This window comes from Clostridium lacusfryxellense (assembly GCF_018861735.1).
Lineage (GTDB): Bacteria > Bacillota > Clostridia > Clostridiales > Clostridiaceae > Clostridium_AD > Clostridium_AD lacusfryxellense.
In genome coordinates, this window is sequence record NZ_JAHLEB010000001.1 from 172,058 (window position 1) to 190,412 (window position 18,355).

The following is an 18,355-nucleotide window of genomic DNA, read 5'->3' on the forward strand; positions in this document are numbered from 1 at the left end:
CCTAATCTCCACTCATAAATTTCACTATAGATTTTCCTATAATATTTTGCTGCTCATCTCTTGTTATAGTCGCTATATTGTCACCCTTTTGGAATCCATACCAACCATTTTGAGAATGATTACCTCCATTGATAGGAATCCATTTTGTACTTGTTGGCAATAATTTTTTAGATTCATCAATCTTATCTTTTCCGATGAATCCATCTTTAGTTCCATACATTGATAAAACATTTACTTTACTTGATGATAGATCGTTTTTCTGTTGCGGATATGATGCTAAGAGTATTAAACCATTAATTTTATCTTGGTTTTTGTATGCAAATTGTGCTGCCATAACCCCGCCAAGGGAATGACCAGCTATATACCACTGCTTAATTTTTGGATGGTTTTCTATTACCTTTTCAGCTTTATTAGGAGAAAGTACAGCTAGGTTCAAGGGCATTGGTACAATTACAACTAAAAAACCAGACTCCGCTACGGTCGCGGCTAGTGGTGCATAAGCCTCAGGTGAAACTTTCCCACCTGGATATATAATTAAACCTTTGGTAATTATTTTGTTTTTAGCAGTATATTCAATCCAAGGCGAACCTTTATATTCAACCTTATCATTTGAACGCAACATACTTTTAGCTTCTGGCATAGCTCTATAATAATCGTTTGTATATATTGCAATTATTGTAACTATTATTATTGGAATTATAAACAGACAATATTTCCACTTTTTCTTGATAAAGATTTTCATATTGTATCCCTCCTCATAAATAGATTACTCTATTTTATAATATTCACTACTGAAAGTTGTGTAACAGTTATTCCTAAATCTAAAAAAACGATATTTATATTTATGGTATATTTAAGTAAATAAGAGTAAGATTATAGTTAATAACAAGATAGGAAGGTGATTTAATAATGTCACAAGAAACATACGTAAAAGTTCTAAAAACTTTCACTGTGATCAGTTTTATTCTCATGGTTACTGTTAATGCATTAGCAAACATTTTACCCATTAATGGTATAACAACTGGTGGAGTTTCAGATTCATATCCTAATCTATTTGCACCTGCTGGAATTACCTTTGCAATATGGGGAGTAATATACCTATTGCTCGCTGGATTTGTAGTTTATCAACTGGGCCTTTTTAAGGGGGCTGATACTAAAGCTATAGTTAAGCTTATTGGCGGTTATTTTATTATATCTTCAATAGCCAATGCGGCCTCGATATTCAGTTGGCAGTATAAGATCATTCCACTTTCCATGGTTTTAATGATTATAATACTGATTTGTTTAATTAAAATCAATATCAAAATAAACTCCACACAACTAAGCATGAAGGAAAAATTATTTGTAAAACTTCCTTTCAGCGTTTATTTTGGGTGGATTACTGTAGCAACAATAGCTAATGCCACCACACTGTTTGTTAGTATAGGCTGGAATGGTTGGGGCATATCTGAACAAATTTGGACAATAGTTATTTTATTTGTTGGCCTTATTATTGGTATGATTACAACATTAAAAAATAAAGATATCCCATATGGCATAGTTATATTTTGGGCTTATTTAGGTATACTTATCAAACATGTTTCCTCAAGTGGGTTTGCTGGTAAATATCCTGGAATTATCACTACGCTAATAATTTCATTAGTTGTTATTTTCATAAACATATTATATGTTGCAAAGAAGGTAAGAAATATTGTTTAACTGCTATTATAATAACACAATTATAATATAGTTTAACATATCTAGTTAGAAATGGAGTGATAATATGAAAAATTCAATAGCGGTACTTAATAGTATAAAAGGTGGATTAATTGTATCCTGCCAGGCACTCGAGGATGAACCTTTGCATAGTTCCAATATAATGATGCATATGGCAAAAGCAGCTCTTATGGGTGGAGCAGTTGGTATTAGGGCAAATTCTCCAAATGATTGTTCTGAGATTAAACAAAATGTTGATTTACCTATGATAGCAATTTATAAGAAGGTTTATGGTAATTGTAATGTTTTTATAACACCTACAATTGAAGAAGTTAAAAAATTACTATTTATTAATCCAGAGATTATTGCAGTTGATGCTACAAATAGAGCTAGACCAGATGGTAAAATACTTAAAGAGTTTTTTATGGAAATAAAACAAGTATACCGTGGACTCATAATGGCAGATGTCTCAAATGTTGAAGAGGGCATAGAAGCTGAAAAAATAGGCTTCGATATTGTATCAACAACTCTTTGTGGTTATACAAATTATACGTTAGATAAACCAAAACCAAATATTGACTTAATAAAAAAATTAAAAGAAGTATTAAAGATACCAATTATTGCAGAAGGAAATGTTGACTCGCCAGAAAATGCTGTAAAATGTTTGGATGCAGGGGCCTATGCTGTAGTTGTAGGTGCAGCTATTACTAGACCACAACTAATTACTAAGAAATTTGTTGACACTATTAATTTTACTAATAAAACCACAACTAATTAATTAGCTGTGGTTTTAAGGTTAAGATATTACCAATATTTTATACATATATATAATCACTCATAACTGATTGAAGACCATGACTTTCAATTACATCAGATATTTCTGATACTGTTCGCTCATCCGAAATCTCAAATTGTTCATCACCTTTAGCATCTTCGTTATCACTATGACCTCCTATTCCAACTGAAACTCCAGCTGAAATTTTAGTTGCTGCAAGCCCAATTACATTATCACGAAAACCAGCACGTTCACGGGTTGATATAGTAATGTTTGCAAAAGGAATAAATATTCTATATGCAGTGATTATCTGTAGAAGCTGCCTCTCATGTACATCCTTTGGATTAATTTTATCATTATTGATTATTGGACGTAACCTTGGACATGAAAGAGCAATTTCAGCATGTGGATACTTCCGTTGAAGGAGGTATGCATGAAGTCCTGTTGCAAAAGCATCCTTTCGAAAATCATCTAGTCCCAGAAGTGCAGCAAATCCAACACCGCGCATACCACCTTTTAAGGCTCTTTCCTGTGAGTTAAAACGATAAGGGAAAACACGTTTGTGCCCCTCTAAATGTAATGTTTCATATTTATCTGCATTATATGTTTCCTGGAATACAGTAACAAAATCTGCACCACATTCATGAACATATGCGTATTCATCTGAGTTCATTGGATATACTTCAAGACCAACTACCTTAAAATATTTTCTAGCTATTTTGCATGCTTCACCAATATACTCAACATCAGACATACTACGACTTTCACCAGTGAGAATCAATATTTCTTGTAGTCCAGTTTTAGCAATACATAACATTTCTTTTTCTATTTCATCTGCATTAAGTCTTGCACGTTTAATTTTATTGTAGCAGTTAAAACCACAATAAATACAATAGTTTTCACAATAATTAGAAATATAAATTGGAGTAAACACATAAACTGAATTACCAAAATGCTTATGTGTTTCTACTTTAGCACGCTTAGCCATGTCCTCAAGAAAAGGAAATGCTGCAGGAGATAATAAAGCTGCAAAATCTTCACTATCTAATACGTCTTTATTAAGAGCACTAAGCACATTGTTGGCTGTATATTTTTTAGAATCATATTCCTGCATTTTTGAGATAACTTGATCCATAACACTAGATTCAATTACCTCCATACCTTCCATATACTTCATATGATCAACACGTTCTTCCATTTATAATCTCCTCCTTAATCTTCAATAAATCCAGTTAATGGTGATGAAGCCGAGGCACCGTTATAAATTACACTACCAAGCCCTGAAAGATATGCGCCTCTTCCTGCTTCTATTGCCTTTTTAAAAGCATTCGCCATAGCTGGAATATTACCGGCGGTCGCAATTGCAGTATTAGCCATAATGGCGCTAACTCCCATTTCCATAGCTTCACAGGCCTGAGATGGCCTCCCGATTCCTGCATCTACAATGATTGGAAGTTCAATTTCATCAACTAAAATTTTTATAAAATCACGTGTACATAATCCTTTGTTTGATCCAATAGGTGATGCAAGTGGCATAATAGCTGCAGCTCCTGCATTTACCATATCTCTTGCAACATTTAAATCTGGATACATATAAGGCATTACTATAAAGCCCTCTTTTGCAAGAATCTCGCAAGCTTTTAATGTTTCATAATTATCTGGTAGCAGGTATTTTGAATCACGAATAACTTCAATTTTAATAAAATCTCCACATCCAATCTCTCGCGCTAGACGTGCAATACGAACTGCTTCCTGAGCATTACGAGCCCCTGATGTATTTGGAAGTAATGTAACATTTTTAGGTATGTAATCCAAAATATTAGCGCTACCGCCCAAATTAGCACGACGTAATGCTAAAGTAATAATCTGCGCACCAGCATTTTCAACAGCTGCATTTATTAAATCAAGTGAATATTTTCCAGATCCTAATATAAATCGAGAATCAAATTCATGTCCACCTATAATAAGTTTATCAATATTATTTTCCATTTTTTATTCTCCTTTATTTTCCTAATCTTTCACTTTATACTTCTTCTATCCCGAGTATTAATCTTAAAAAAACGTATTTGCCTGATTTGCATATTCAAATCAGCCTCCGCCCATAAAACTCACAACTTCAATAACATCGCCGTCAGTTAATATTTTTTCATCATATTGAGTTTTTGACACAATATAATCGTTGCATTCAACTGCAATACAAGGAATTATATAACCTTCTCGTGTTAGATAATCAGATAACCTCAAATTATCTGCATTTCTTATTTCAATGCCATTTACGTGTATCATAATCTCACCCCCTAAAGTCTGGATACGACAAAAAAAGGTCTCGCGAAGAATTACACCCGTGGTGGTGTACCCCTTCGCGAGACCTTAGTCATCACTCTTTAAAACATTGTACCAACATAATTATATAATGTCAACATACTAATAGATTTGATTCTTTTTCAAAAATTTTTAATAGTTATGTCTTTAATACAAATTATACCCTTTATGATTTCATTAATTTATCAATTCTAGCCTGGTCAAAGCCCACAATAATCTTACCATTAATATCTATAACCGGAACACCTCTTTGACCCGATTTTTTAATCATTTCCATAGCAGCTTCTCTGTTTTTTGATACATCAACATCTTCAAATGCAAAATTTTTAGATCTTAGATAATCTTTTGTAATAGTACACCATGGACATGAGGGAGTTGAATATACTTTTATTAACATAAATTACCTCCTGGAAAATTAATTTTTAGGTAAGTATTTGATACCCCCTATAGGTATAATATATGCAATACATCCTAAAGGTGTAACAAGTATCTAAAAAATAATTATTATATTGACTTAATTATATAATATATAAGATATTTTAGTAATTAATGAATATATTTTGTAATGGAAGGTGATTTTATGTATGATGTAATTATTATTGGAAATGGTCCAGCAGGTATTTCAGCTTCACTTTATACTTCAAGAGCTAATTTAAAGACACTTGTAATTGCTAAAGCTGAAATAAATAGTTGTGAATTCTTACCACAAGAAAGAAAACCTCGAATGGTAAATATCGGATTAAACATGTTAGAAGAAGAGGTTATCTCTATTAAAAAGAGTGATTTTTTTGAAGTGGTTACTGCAAACAATAAATTTATAGCTAAATCATTGCTCATAGCAACTGGTCAGACTAATAAAAATTTGAAGGTTGATAGATTAAGTGACTTTGAAGGTAAAGGGGTAAGTCACTGTACTTCTTGCGATGGGTTTTTCTATGATGGGTTAAAGGTTGGGGTGCTAGGGTTTAAGGATTATGCAATTTATGAGGCTTTAGAACTTAAGGCCTATACAGAGGATATTACTATATTTACTAATGGAAGAGAGCTTGAACTTACGGATAGTTTCAAGAGTTATGAGAAAAGCTTTAAAATAAACTATAAAGGTATAAAGAGACTAGAGGGCAATGATTTTCTTGAGAAAATTATTTTTATTGATGATAAAACTGAATCCCTAGATGGAATTTTTATAGCCTATGAAAGTGCAGCAACTGTTGATTTTGCTAACAAGTTAGGTTTAGTTACTAATGGAGAATCTATTTCTGTTGATATAAACCAACAAACAAATGTTAAGGGAGTGTTTGCTGCAGGAGGTTCTACTGGCGATCATATGCAAATTAATAATGCAGTGGCGCAAGGTGCTATGGCAGGCAAAAGTGTAATTGAATATGTAAGAAATATAAGTAAAAAATAAAGCTCCGATTTGGAGCTTTATTTTTTTAATATTAAAAGCAAGTCCATATCAGAGATCAATAGTTTATAGGTAAAATAATTGTTATCTCAGTACCTTTTCCCATTTGACTCTTTAGTTCTACGAGGAAAATAAAATTGTTATTAAGTGTGAAAGTTCAAAGGTTTATATAAATGGTGAAAAAATTAAGAATCCAGATCAAAGCATGGGATATTTAATAATTAATATGCTATGGAGTTATGGTGATGAGATAGAATTAGTTATGGATATGCCAGTTAAAATAATGCATGAAAATCCTAAAGTTAAAATTAACCTCTAGGTTGGCTTTAATCTATGCTATTTATGAATGGTTAGAAGTAAATCAACCTAATTCAGAATTTCAAGGTGAATTACATCTGATACTAAAGGTCTTATGAAGTATACTTAGAATGTAACATAAACAGTTCAAAGATTTGATTCTACCTACTATCCATTCTTAGCGAAGCAACGAAAATAATGACCGGATACAACAAAAGGGCGGCTGTTGTAGCAGGCAATATGGTCGAATTATTAAAAGCATCTATATAATTGTAAATTGTTAACGATAATATATTTAGAAACATTGTGATGTAACTTATCTGTACAACAGATCTTTTTTTGAAAATAAAGAAAGTGATGAACAAATTATACAATAGATTTAACAAAGAAAGGATCATTCCATATTTGCCTGCTTCATTGTTTTGTATGAAGTACACAAAAGAGCTTAGAATTAAAACGATAGTGTATAAAAACCAGTTCAATTTCCAATGAATTAGTTCTCCTCGCAATGACTCTGATTTGAATATCTTTTCGAATTGATCTACATATTGTGTTTTCATCATTTGCACACTCCTATTTCCAATATGCTTAAATTATATCATAAATAGGGTCTTTCTATAAGCAAGATTACCAAAGTACTAAATCTCAATAAGCATTCATATTGTATCTTTGAAGTTTTTCTTATATATAACTTGCACGCCTCTTAATATAGGTAGTTCAACATTGTAATATTTAGGAGCATGAGATAATAAGTCTGCAGTTTGTACTTGAAGTAGATAAGGCATATTTGACTGCCCAATGAGTTCAATAGCCATAGAAACTCCTTCTGCTGTAGCTATTATTTTATAGTCATGGCATTTTATAAGCTTACATACTATTGATATTAGCTCATCTTCATATTCAAGCCTTTTTAGTATTAGCTTTGATAGTACTGCACTGATTTCTTCATGTCCCCAAAATCTTTCAGCCTCATCAGCAAAAACCTTTGCATAAGGCTTTCCAATATCGTGAAATAATGTAGTAAGTTTTAATATTAAATTAAAGTCCACTTTATTTACTGTTTCCTCTATGTGTTCATATACATTATATATATGATTAGGGTGAATTTGAGTGCAGTCAACACAGATTGAAAGCTCTGGAACTAATTTAAGAATTTCTTCTCGATTATTTTTTATGTTTTTACTTGATAAAAGAATTTGGTTTAACCTTTCTTTATCTTTTTTATATTGCATGATTAGCACCATTCCCTTCAAAATATTTTGTTTGAATAATTACTTTTTTATATTTTCAATTCATTATAAAATATAAACATTTATATGTATAATATATGTTATTGACGTATTTATAAATAAAATATATGAATGAGGTTAGAATATGAATTTACATGCACTGAGGTTATTTTACACAGTAGCAAAGATGGGTAGTATAACTATTGCAGCAGAGCAATTAAGAATTAGCCAACCGGCAATTACTTCTCAAATTAAAAAATTTGAAAATGAGAATAGCATAACATTATTTTTACCACAAGGTAGGGGGATTCGATTAACTGAAATAGGAAAACAGTTGGCAAAGGAGGCAAGTTTAATTTTTCAACAGGAAAATAGAATGGAAACCCTTATAGAGAATTATAAACAGGGTAAAACAGGCACTTTGAAAATAGCCGGTAATTATCTTACATCTAATTTTTTATTACCTAAATGGGCAGCAAGTTTAAAAAAACATAATGAAAATGTTAATATCAAAATTACAACACTTAATAGTGATGAGGCAGTTAATAGCCTTATAAGTTATCAAGCAGATATAGCTGTACTTGGTGGTGGAGCAACTAATTATTTCGACAAGATTGATGTAAATGAAATAATTGAAGATGATATATGGTTTGTGTCTGCTCCTGATCATAAATATGCTAATAAGGTAGTCAGCTTAAGTGAAATTATGTTAGAACCTTTTATAATGAGAGAAAATGGGAGTTATATGAGATCACTTTTGAAATCTATTTGTATCACAGCTGGTATTTCTTTTCCTAATACAATGCTTGAATTTAATGGATTGCATGAAACTCTTATGGCTTCTATGGCAGGCTATGGTATAAATTTCTGCTCATCCATAGCGGTTAAAGAACTTGTTGATATAGGAAAATTATCAAGAATACATGTTGAAAATATTAATCCTAAAAACAAAATTGTAATTTGTGTGCGTAAAAATGATAATAGATCACAGTTAGTTAAAGATTTTATCACAATTATCGAAAACCAAACCTTATAATTGCAACCGGTGTTTCATATGTTAGTCTAACAATCTAGATGTAAAATAAAGTAAAATGAGATATAATGTAAATATGGTAATTAGTATATAGAATAATAGCAATAAAGTTGATATTTATCTTGGATAATGAGGCAACGGGATATTATTTTATAATATAAAAAGGAGGAGTATTATGAATGAAGAAACAGCAATAGCATATGCAGTAGTGGCTATAAATGATATGTCATGCTCAAATGTTATTACACAGGAGACAACATCAGGATTAAGCATAATAACAGTTGAAAATATACTTAAATTTTTACCAGGTGAGATGTTGTCATTAATGGAACGTTTTACAGAGAAAGAGATAATGAAGGAAGCGGAAAGTTTAGAATGAGATTAAATTTTATAATCTTTTAACGAATAGAGGGGGATTTATATGGATTTTAAAAATAATTTTTCAAAAATCACTAAGTCGCTAAGTGAAAGTGCTTCCAATGTTGTACAAAAATCAAATGAATTAATAGCAGTATCTGCGTTGAATGGTGAGATTAATGATGAAGAAAAAAAGAAAGATATTATTTATATTGCCATAGGCAAGGTAGTTTATAACAGCTTTATTAACAAAGCAGAATTAAGTGAGGAAATCAAACAGAAATGTGAAGCTGTTCTTGAGCACAATGAACAAATAAAAATAATTATGGAAAAAATAATTAACGTAAAAAGAATTAAAAAGTGCCCTAATTGCGGAACGGATATGAATATTAGCATCAAATTTTGCCCTGATTGTGGAGTTATGCAGAAATTAATTGAGGATGACAATATAATATAAATATATATTAAATAAATGTAATAGAAAAAGCTTATTCCATAGAGCAATTTATGGGATAGGCTTTTTCTATACTGAGGGAAATTATTTGCCATATATAAATACCTTTATAGCATCTGTATAGATGATATATTTAGATGCTTTACACTTTATTGACAATACTTGTCCTTGAGAATAGAATAAATATAAAATAAAAAATGTAGTAGGATAATTATAAAGAATAGAAGGAGCTGATTTTATGTATAAAGAAATTTCAAAGTTGATCTTATATAATGATTTGGGAGATAACTGCATTTTATGTAATTTAGCAGATATTATTGAGGATTATAACTCAAAGAGCTGCACTAATGAAAAGATTGTAACCCGTATTTATAGGGAAATGAAACGTATTTTGGATTTAGCAACAAACTATGGGTTTGATAAAAATATATGGCACAATTATTTAGTTTTTCTGCTCATCACCAACGAAAATTCTTTTAGTATTACATGTGAAAAAGTAGGAGATAGTGATGGAACGGTGAATCACTTCGCAAAAAATGATTTTAAAATATTCAAGAACCTCTTTGATTATGATTTTTCGCATATTGAACAGGATTTAGATATAGATTGTTTTACGACTATTTCTAATTATAAAGCTATTGTAAAAAAAGAAAGAATGTATAATAAAAATGTTAGTGAGAAAGTTCAATATATCAGTACTTGCATTGAAAATGCAAAAGACGAGGAAGAAGTATTTCGTATTATAACAGGATTTTATAAAGATTTTGGTGTTGGAATGTTTGGACTGAATAAAGCATTTCGCATTGGTCACGCAGTTGGAAAGTTAGAATTTTACCCAATTACAAATATGGATGAGGTCATATTAGATGATTTAGTGGGGTATAAATTCCAAAAGGAAGAACTTGTTCTGAATACGCAAGCATTTGTAGAAGGAAGAACAGCCAATAATGTTTTATTGTATGGAGATAGTGGTACTGGGAAATCTGCAAGCATAAAAGCAATCCTTAATCAATATTATAACAGTGGTTTGCGAATGATTGAAATCTACAAGCATCAATTTCAGGATTTATCAGCTATAATAACTCACATTAAAAATAGAAATTATAAATATATCATTTATATGGATGACTTATCTTTCGAGGAATTTGAAATAGAGTACAAATTTTTGAAAGCTGTGATTGAAGGTGGAGTGGAAGTTAAACCAGATAATGTATTAATATATGCTACATCTAATCGAAGACACTTAATTCGCGAAACGTGGAATGATCGAAACGATATTGAAGTAAGAGGTGACGTCCATACTAATGATACTATGGAGGAAAAATTATCGCTAGCAAATCGATTTGGTGTTACTATTGGTTATTTTAAGCCTAGCCGAGTAGAATATCATGAAATTGTAAAAAAACTGGCTAAGAAGCACGAAAATATTACACTCTCTGAAAAAGAATTATGTGAAGAAGCGAATAGGTGGGAAATGCGTCATGGAGGTCCCTCAGGAAGGACTGCGCAACAATTTATTGATTGGTTGGCAGGGAAAATTTAAAATTTACATATAATGTATACAGTGGTAGATAATATAGGGATATTAAAGGAGAAAAACAATGAAAGACAATATGTATAACCTAGGGAATATGGATATTAAAAAGCTAATCATAAAAATGTCATTGCCAGCAATGTTATCTATGATTGTGCAAGCACTATACAATGTTGTAGACAGTATATTTGTTGCAAAAATATCAGAGCAGGCACTTACGGCTTTATCTATAGTTTTTCCAATACAATTGATAATAGTGTCAATATTTGTGGGGCTTGGATTGGGGATTAACTCATTTATGTCAAGAAAACTAGGTGAGGGTAACAAAGATGTTGCGATAAATACGGCGGAACATGGATTTGCAATAGGTATTGGTTTGTGGATTATCCTTGCAATTTGTTCGACATTTGTACCCCAAATGTTTTCTAAATTGTTTACAGACGATCCTGTTGTTATTAAGTATGCAGTACAGTACACTAGAATTATTATGCTATTTTCATTTGGTAGCATTATAGCAGAAGTTTGTATGAATATTTTAAGATCTACTGGTGACATGTTAAGTTCTATGAAAATACAATTATTAGGTGCAATAATCAATATTGTTCTTGATCCAATTCTTATTTTCGGATTGTTATTTTTCCCTAAATTAAGTGTGCAGGGTGCAGCAATAGCAACGGTGATCGGTCAAATAGGTTCTATGCTATATGCACTTAAATTGGTACTTAAAAATAATAATGGACTAAAACTAAATTTAAAGAAATTTCATCATAGTAGCAACATCACAGGTGAAATTTTTAAAGTTGGAATTCCTGCTATGTTTATGACAATGCTAGGATCTATAATGGTATCTGGTTTGAATTTAATTTTAGCAGGATTTTCTGGAACTGCTGTTGCAGTATTTGGAGCATACTTTAAATTGCAGTCTTTTATATATATGCCTGTATTCGGTTTGACTCAGGGGATCATGCCTATAGTTGGATATAATTATGGCGCCAAAAATAAGCAAAGGGTAATCGAAACTGTCAAGTATGGTTGCATATTTGCATGCACAATAATGCTGGTTGGTACTGCTATATTTGTAATATTCCCGAGGCAACTGCTTATGTTATTTAGTAGTACACCACAGATGGAGGCAATTGGGATAAAGTGTTTGAGAATTATCAGTATAGGTTTTATGTTTTCTGGAATAGTAATAGTTATTTCTACGATTTTTCAAGCACTTGGTAAAGCAAACGCAAGCCTTGTTATATCTTTTTCAAGACAGATTATTATTCTATTACCATTAGCATTTATTCTAAGTGATTTAATTGGATTAACGGGAATATGGATAGCGTTTCCAATATCAGAAGCAGTTTCTTTAATAATTTCGGGGTACTTTGTAATTAAAATATATCGAGAAAAAATTCGAGATTTAGGGCTGGAAATACAGGTTGATAGTAACTGATTTAATTTTTATAGGAAGCTTCTTTTCATTTAATGGCTTCTTCAATTAATTCAGTGGTTTTCTCTAATCCAAAGACCACACTATGTTCACCTTTAAATACAACATCCATAAAACTTAAACGCTTGTTGATAAAGTGAACAAGCGTTCCAACTAACAAAGCCGCTAAAATAGTTCCTTCTCTTATTCCATTTAGTCGATGAAAAAGAATGAGCGAAAAAAGTAAACCACAAATTAAAAGTGTAACATCGAAAGCTACTTTTAAATTTCCAAATTCCTTCTTCGTAACTATTGAGAGGGCACTAACGACTCCTTCACCAGCCATAAGTATAACATCAGCAGTCACTTCCATACTGACTCCAAGAGCAAGAATTAAACAACTAAGAGTAAATAATCCTATTTGGGCAAGATAATTGGTTACATTTATCCATGAAAACAATCCCATAGTAAAATCGGTAAAAAAGGCAAATATTAGAGCGACCACAACTTGAAGTAGCTGAATCAACTTAAATTGTTTTCTTAATAATAAAATTTGAAAAATAATAAATAATAGGTTCATTAAAAAAGTAAATTGCCCAATCGTCATAGGAAATCCCAAACTCAATACATATGGCACACATGAAATAGGAGACGTTCCTAAATAAGATCGAGTCGATAACGCAACACCGACCGCCATCATGAATAATCCTAAAATAAAAAATAAATAACGTTTCACTATTTCGAGAATTGACATTCTAAAGTATCACTCCCATGTTTTTTTTGTCCTGTTTTAATTAGATAAATTATCAAACATCTTTGTCAGTAGACTAAACGTCATTTCCTGCTGCTCAACTGAGAAACCTTCAAAGGCTTTCGTTTTCACCTCATCAAAAATTTTCATGACTTTTTGGGTCACTATTTCGCCTTCCGTTGTTAAAAAAACATGCCACGAACGTCGATTTCTATTTAGTTGTTTTCGTTCAATCAGATGAGCATCCTCCATTCTGGCTAGTAAATTAGTAACCGTTGCTGGTTTGATTTCACAAGCTTGGGCAATTTCTTTTTGCTCGCAACCATTGTGATATTCTAGAAACTCCAAAATTTTTGGTTGACCTGGTGACAATCCTAAGGTATTTGTTTGTTCCAAGATTTTTTTATTACAAAGGGTGTGACAAAGTCGTACTATGTAATGCAGTTCTTGATTCATATTTATTCCCTCCTATCGATTAGAACTATAACAATTAGAAAGCTAATCATTTTATTATACACATAAATATAAAGCGAGGCAACTTTTCAGGGATAATATATGCAAATACAAGGAGAATAAAACAGTATATGCCAGTGTGTTCTGTTATAATATATATAATGATCAAGGGTTTAAATAAATAAATAAATAAATAAAACAAAGATAGTATTTTATTTATACTATCTTTGTATACGAGGGTGTGCAATTATGGAAACTGAAGCAGAAAAGTCAACAATAAAACCAATAAGAAAGCGAAAAAAAATTGTATTAGGTATTATAATTTCTATATGTGTTTTGCTTATTATATACTTTGGGACGGCAATATATTTTATGAATCATTTTTATTTTGGTTCTACAATAAATAGCATTAGTGTTTCAGGTAAAAGTGTAGAGGATGTAAATGTACAAATGGCATCTGAGATTCAGAAATATCAGCTAAACATTAAAGAACGAGGCGATATAAATGAGCAAATTAGCGGGAAAGAAATTGGATTAAAGTATGGTGAAAATGATACATTTAAGGAGTTAAAAGATAAACAAAGTCCTTATAAATGGATTTTAGCTGTTTTTAATTCGAAAGATTATAAAATGATAGTTGGAGTTAAATATGATGAAAATTTATTGAAAGAGAAAGTGGACAAGCTCTCTTGTTTTGATAGTAGTAAAGTAGTTGAACCTAAAAATGCTAGCTACAAGTATACAGATAGTGGATATGTGATTGTCAATGAAGTTATTGGAAACAAGGGAGATAAAGACGTCTTATATAAGCATGCCATAGATTCAGTGAGCAAGGGCGAAACTACAATAGATTTGGAGTCAATTAATAATTACTATGTTAAGCCAGAATATACCTCAAAATCTAAAAAGGTAGTTGCTACAAAGGATTTGCTTAATAAATATGTAGCTTCAAAGATTACCTATACTTTTGGAGATGTTAAAGAAATTTTAGATGGTTCTACAATGAATAAGTGGGTTACAGTTGATAAGAATAATGAAGTAACATTTAATGAAAAACAAGTTGAAATCTATATTGATAGACTTGCTATTAAATATAATACAGTTGCTAAGACGAGAGATTTTGTTACATCAAAAGGAAAGAAAATTAAAATTGGTGGTGGTAGCTATGGTTGGGCCATTAATAAGGTTAAAGAAGTTAAGGATTTAACTTCAATTATAAGGGAAGGGAAATCTATAGAAAAGCAGCCAGCATACTATCAAACCGCTTTATCTCGTAGCAATGATGATATTGGAAATACCTATGTAGAAATAGATCTTTCAGGGCAACACTTATGGTTTTATAAAAATGGATCGCTTATAACACAGGGCGATGTTGTCACAGGTAATAATGGATCTGATAAAACTAGAACACCAGCAGGTGTTTATAAAATCGATTATAAGGACAGAAATGCAACACTTGTAGGTGAAAACTACGCATCTCCTGTAGAATATTGGTTGCCCTTTAATGGAGGAATAGGAATTCATGATGCAAGCTGGCGAACTAATTTTGGGGGACAGTTGTATAAGACAGGTGGATCCCATGGTTGTGTAAATTCACCATTCGAGGTAGCAAAAATAATATTTAATAATATAGAAGTAGGTACTCCAATTATTTGTTATTAATAAGGGTGCTATTTCAATCCTAGCCGATTAGAATATCATGAAATCGTAAAAAAACTGTTTACAGTTTATTCTATGGGGTCTGACCCCGTTACAGAAATTGGTAACGAAGTGTACAAGTTCTGTTTGTTAATTATAAATGAAACAAGAAAATATTTTAGAGATCTTGATGAGGATGGAATGCTTAAGGGGTGGAAAATAAATAGAAGGAAGCTTTTGGCTTCCTTCTCATGTTTGATGATATGATAGGATGAAAGAAGTATATATCACAAAAAAAGGAGATAAAAAGTATGTCAGATATCACTAAACAAGCTTTAGCACAATCATTAAAAAAATTAATGAATACTACTCCTTTAGCTAAAATTACAGTTAATAATATTGTTAAAGTGTGTAATTTAAATCGTCGTACATTTTATTATCACTTTCAAGATATTTATGCACTTTTAGAGTGGATTTTTAAAAATGAAGTTGGAAATGTAATGGAAGAAAATGTAACCTATAAGACATGGCAAGAGGGGTTTTTGAGAATATTTTATTATTTGAGTGAAAACCGCAAAATGGTGTTGAATACATATAATTCCATTGGTCGAGAACAATTAGAAACTCACTTATACAGTGCAGTGTACAACCTAGTTTTAAATGTTGTAGATGAAATTACCCTAGGAAAAGAAGTGCCCGAAAAAGGAAAGGAATTTGTAGTGGATTTTTATAAGGTTGCGCTTGTTGGCTTATTGCTTGAATGGATAAGAAAAAATATGATAGAAAATCCAGAGCAAATAATTGATAATCTTAATAAAATAATAAGTGGAGATACCTATAAAGCTTTATTATAATTTAAAATACTTTAATAGTAATATATATATATATAAGCTATGAAATTAAGTTATTAAACTCATATTTCATAGCTTTTTATTCTTTATATTTTGAAGAAGCTTAAATTAAACCTTCTAAACTTGTATCGCTTAATAATTTTTTGATAATTGCCTGGGCAGGTAATGGTCTTCCACTATACAAAGCTTTAATTGCTTTAGCAACAACACGTACATCGTATTGGCTAGGATATATTTCAGGTGGATTTTTTTCAAGTCCAAGTAAAGTATATACAGCCATAATAGCAGAGCGAACTGAATATTCAACAGTAAATACACAATCATCTTTAACTTCTGAAAATTGACCTAAAAATGCAAGGTTTGTACTGCCTGCAGGTACAACTTGTGGTCTATCTCCTTTAACGCGAGGCATAAATTGACTTGTAATATAAGGCATGATAGAAGGAATTACAATACATGTTTCAACGAATTCATGCATATCATTTTCATCAATTCCTAAATGATATAAAAGTTCCTGTAATAATTCGCTGCCAGTACAGTCTCTCATTTTCTTTTTAATGAAATCACCTTCATTGTTAGGGAATAAAGCATAGGCCCATAGAACTATAACATCATCAGGTTGATTAGTAAATTGAGGTTGTCTATTAACAGTAACACTTAATAACCAGTTTGAGTCTTTAACTGTTATTATTCCGCCAGTTGCAGTTTTATGTGGAGCTATCTCACGCCCAGCAAATTTCTCCATAAGTTTTCTCATTTTAGGACCTTTAGCAGTTATTGTATATGATTCCCATGTGCTTTTATCAATATCACCACAGAATACTTCTGGGTTACCGAAGGAAGCATCTTTTTTAGATATCTTTTTCCATAAACTCCAGCATGCACCTTCACTTGTATCTAATATAGGTGCTTTATCCATATTTCCAAGTGTAGCATTTTCAGTCATAGATCCATTAGTAAAGAATACTAAATCATTTTGCGTAGTTTTAATAAGTTCTTCTTTTTTACCATTACGAGTTAAATGAATTCCTGTAACTGTTTTTTTACCAGCAGTTATATCTATATCCAAATCAGTTACTTGTGTATTTAAGTTAAATGTTACTCCTTGTGACTCTAATAATTTTTTTAGTGGAAGAATCATTGAATCGTATTGATTATATTTAGTGAAAACTAACCCTTCCATTTTATTCATTCCTGGCATTAGATGAATAAAACGATGCATATAACGTTTCATTTCTGCAAGACTGTGCCAATTTTCAAATGCAAACATACTTCTCCAATATAACCAAAAATCAGTTTTCAAGAATGAAGTATCGAAAAATTCTTCAACAGTAACCGCTCCCAAAGAATCTTCTGTAGCAAGAAATAATTTAGTAAGTTGTTTAACATGGTTTTCTGCTAGTCCAAGAGTTGAAAAATCAAGCTTTTCTCCACGGTTAGCAATAGCACGACAGTTAGAGTGGTTAGGGTCAGCGTTATTTAATTCTCTAAATTCATCTAAAACAGTTCGTCCAGGCTCTTCTAATGAAGGTACTTTTCCGAATAAATCCCACATACATTCATAATGCTCTTCCATTTCTCTTCCGCCAAGTGCAACATATCCATCTTTTGCATTTCCAGCACCGTCCATAGAACCACCGAAAATATCTCTTTGTTCTAAAATAGTAATATTTTTACCGTCCATATGACCATCGCAAATTAGGTATTCAGCAGCCGCTAATGAAGCGATACCTCCACCAATTAGATATGCTTTTTTATTTTCAATTTCTTTAGGTTTTAATGTTTTAATTCTTTCATAATTTACCACAATTAATCTATCTCCTTTTAATTTAAAAATTTTAGTCTACATATAGAGAATTTAGTACTGAGTTTTTTATTTAGTATAGAAAACTTTTGTGTTGGATTGTCTATAACAATAATATGATTTTTATAAAGGAGAGTAAATCACCAAAAGAGGTAGAATGTGCAAATTTGCAACAAAACCTTTGATTTGTGAAAGTTAAATCTAATTGTAATAATTAAGTAAAAAAAAATTGGATATATACCAATAAAATACGGGCTTGATGGGCTTGAGAGAAAGTGTATTTAAAGGAGAAGAGCCAATGTTTCTAATGTAAGAAACATTGGCTCTTTTTCTT

The 18,355-nt window shown here is 31.2% G+C and carries 20 protein-coding genes; 11 read left to right on the forward strand and 9 right to left on the reverse strand.

Features of this window, described 5'->3' with window-relative positions; translation table 11 throughout:
- Position 1 precedes the first annotated feature (1 nt).
- Complete coding sequence (locus KPL55_RS00850; protein WP_216304809.1) at positions 2 to 742, reverse strand: alpha/beta fold hydrolase; 741 nt, start codon at positions 740 to 742, stop codon at positions 2 to 4.
- A gap of 167 nt (positions 743 to 909) precedes the next feature.
- On the opposite strand from KPL55_RS00850, the gene KPL55_RS00855 reads away from it, so the two are divergent.
- The gene (locus tag KPL55_RS00855; RefSeq protein ID WP_216304810.1) at positions 910 to 1,698 is read left to right on the forward strand and encodes a TspO-related membrane protein; all 789 of its coding nucleotides are present in this window, start codon (positions 910 to 912) and stop codon (positions 1,696 to 1,698) included.
- 64 nt (positions 1,699 to 1,762) lie between these two features.
- Positions 1,763 to 2,473, forward strand: coding sequence for an N-acetylmannosamine-6-phosphate 2-epimerase (locus tag KPL55_RS00860; RefSeq protein ID WP_216304811.1), 711 nt, complete (start codon positions 1,763 to 1,765; stop codon positions 2,471 to 2,473).
- A 37-nt stretch (positions 2,474 to 2,510) separates the two neighbouring features.
- On the opposite strand, the gene thiH is transcribed toward KPL55_RS00860, so the two are convergent.
- From thiH to KPL55_RS00880, 4 genes are all read right to left on the reverse strand, one after another.
- Positions 2,511 to 3,668, reverse strand: coding sequence for a 2-iminoacetate synthase ThiH (thiH, locus tag KPL55_RS00865; protein ID WP_216304812.1), 1,158 nt, complete (start codon positions 3,666 to 3,668; stop codon positions 2,511 to 2,513).
- Positions 3,669 to 3,682: 14 nt separating this feature from the next.
- Entirely contained in the window at positions 3,683 to 4,459 is a 777-nt protein-coding gene (locus tag KPL55_RS00870; protein ID WP_216304813.1) for a thiazole synthase, read from the reverse strand.
- A gap of 99 nt (positions 4,460 to 4,558) precedes the next feature.
- On the reverse strand, positions 4,559 to 4,756 hold the full coding sequence (thiS, locus tag KPL55_RS00875; RefSeq protein ID WP_216304814.1) for a sulfur carrier protein ThiS: 198 nt from the start codon (positions 4,754 to 4,756) through the stop codon (positions 4,559 to 4,561).
- Positions 4,757 to 4,958: 202 nt separating this feature from the next.
- Positions 4,959 to 5,189 (reverse strand): glutaredoxin family protein, encoded by a 231-nt coding sequence (locus tag KPL55_RS00880; RefSeq protein WP_216304815.1) that lies wholly within the window; start codon positions 5,187 to 5,189, stop codon positions 4,959 to 4,961.
- A gap of 183 nt (positions 5,190 to 5,372) precedes the next feature.
- Here KPL55_RS00880 and KPL55_RS00885 point away from each other — a divergent pair, with 183 nt between their 5' ends.
- Positions 5,373 to 6,203 carry an NAD(P)/FAD-dependent oxidoreductase gene (locus KPL55_RS00885; protein WP_216304816.1) on the forward strand — a complete coding sequence of 277 codons (831 nt, stop codon included), beginning with the start codon at positions 5,373 to 5,375 and terminating at the stop codon, positions 6,201 to 6,203.
- A gap of 139 nt (positions 6,204 to 6,342) precedes the next feature.
- Positions 6,343 to 6,519: a beta-L-arabinofuranosidase domain-containing protein gene (locus tag KPL55_RS25865; protein WP_312887188.1), complete on the forward strand. Its 177-nt coding sequence runs from the start codon at positions 6,343 to 6,345 to the stop codon at positions 6,517 to 6,519.
- A 634-nt stretch (positions 6,520 to 7,153) separates the two neighbouring features.
- Here the strand turns inward: KPL55_RS25865 and KPL55_RS00895 are convergent.
- Positions 7,154 to 7,729: an HD domain-containing protein gene (locus tag KPL55_RS00895; RefSeq protein WP_216304817.1), complete on the reverse strand. Its 576-nt coding sequence runs from the start codon at positions 7,727 to 7,729 to the stop codon at positions 7,154 to 7,156.
- Positions 7,730 to 7,871: 142 nt separating this feature from the next.
- Between KPL55_RS00895 and KPL55_RS00900 the strand changes: the two genes are divergently transcribed.
- The 5 genes from KPL55_RS00900 (at position 7,872) to KPL55_RS00920 (ending at position 12,548) form a co-directional block, all read left to right on the forward strand.
- The gene (locus tag KPL55_RS00900; protein ID WP_216304818.1) at positions 7,872 to 8,762 is read left to right on the forward strand and encodes a LysR family transcriptional regulator; all 891 of its coding nucleotides are present in this window, start codon (positions 7,872 to 7,874) and stop codon (positions 8,760 to 8,762) included.
- A gap of 172 nt (positions 8,763 to 8,934) precedes the next feature.
- Positions 8,935 to 9,138, forward strand: coding sequence for a hypothetical protein (locus tag KPL55_RS00905; protein WP_216304819.1), 204 nt, complete (start codon positions 8,935 to 8,937; stop codon positions 9,136 to 9,138).
- A 42-nt stretch (positions 9,139 to 9,180) separates the two neighbouring features.
- Positions 9,181 to 9,573 carry a hypothetical protein gene (locus tag KPL55_RS00910; protein WP_216304820.1) on the forward strand — a complete coding sequence of 131 codons (393 nt, stop codon included), beginning with the start codon at positions 9,181 to 9,183 and terminating at the stop codon, positions 9,571 to 9,573.
- 235 nt (positions 9,574 to 9,808) lie between these two features.
- Entirely contained in the window at positions 9,809 to 11,113 is a 1,305-nt protein-coding gene (locus tag KPL55_RS00915) for an ATP-binding protein (protein WP_216304821.1), read from the forward strand.
- Between the two features lie 58 nt (positions 11,114 to 11,171).
- On the forward strand, positions 11,172 to 12,548 hold the full coding sequence (locus KPL55_RS00920; RefSeq protein WP_216304822.1) for an MATE family efflux transporter: 1,377 nt from the start codon (positions 11,172 to 11,174) through the stop codon (positions 12,546 to 12,548).
- A gap of 25 nt (positions 12,549 to 12,573) precedes the next feature.
- Here the strand turns inward: KPL55_RS00920 and KPL55_RS00925 are convergent, their stop codons facing one another.
- Together KPL55_RS00925 and KPL55_RS00930 are read right to left on the reverse strand one after the other, a co-directional pair.
- Positions 12,574 to 13,278, reverse strand: a complete 705-nt coding sequence (locus KPL55_RS00925; protein ID WP_216304823.1) for a YczE/YyaS/YitT family protein — start codon at positions 13,276 to 13,278, stop codon at positions 12,574 to 12,576.
- A 36-nt stretch (positions 13,279 to 13,314) separates the two neighbouring features.
- On the reverse strand, positions 13,315 to 13,731 hold the full coding sequence (locus KPL55_RS00930; RefSeq protein WP_216304824.1) for a MarR family winged helix-turn-helix transcriptional regulator: 417 nt from the start codon (positions 13,729 to 13,731) through the stop codon (positions 13,315 to 13,317).
- A 246-nt stretch (positions 13,732 to 13,977) separates the two neighbouring features.
- Between KPL55_RS00930 and KPL55_RS00935 the strand changes: the two genes are divergently transcribed.
- Positions 13,978 to 15,390: a L,D-transpeptidase family protein gene (locus KPL55_RS00935; RefSeq protein WP_216304825.1), complete on the forward strand. Its 1,413-nt coding sequence runs from the start codon at positions 13,978 to 13,980 to the stop codon at positions 15,388 to 15,390.
- A gap of 287 nt (positions 15,391 to 15,677) precedes the next feature.
- On the forward strand, positions 15,678 to 16,220 hold the full coding sequence (locus KPL55_RS00940) for a TetR/AcrR family transcriptional regulator (protein WP_216304826.1): 543 nt from the start codon (positions 15,678 to 15,680) through the stop codon (positions 16,218 to 16,220).
- Between the two features lie 100 nt (positions 16,221 to 16,320).
- Here the strand turns inward: KPL55_RS00940 and KPL55_RS00945 are convergent, their stop codons facing one another.
- Entirely contained in the window at positions 16,321 to 18,024 is a 1,704-nt protein-coding gene (locus tag KPL55_RS00945) for an oleate hydratase (RefSeq protein WP_216304827.1), read from the reverse strand.
- Positions 18,025 to 18,355 lie beyond the last annotated feature (331 nt).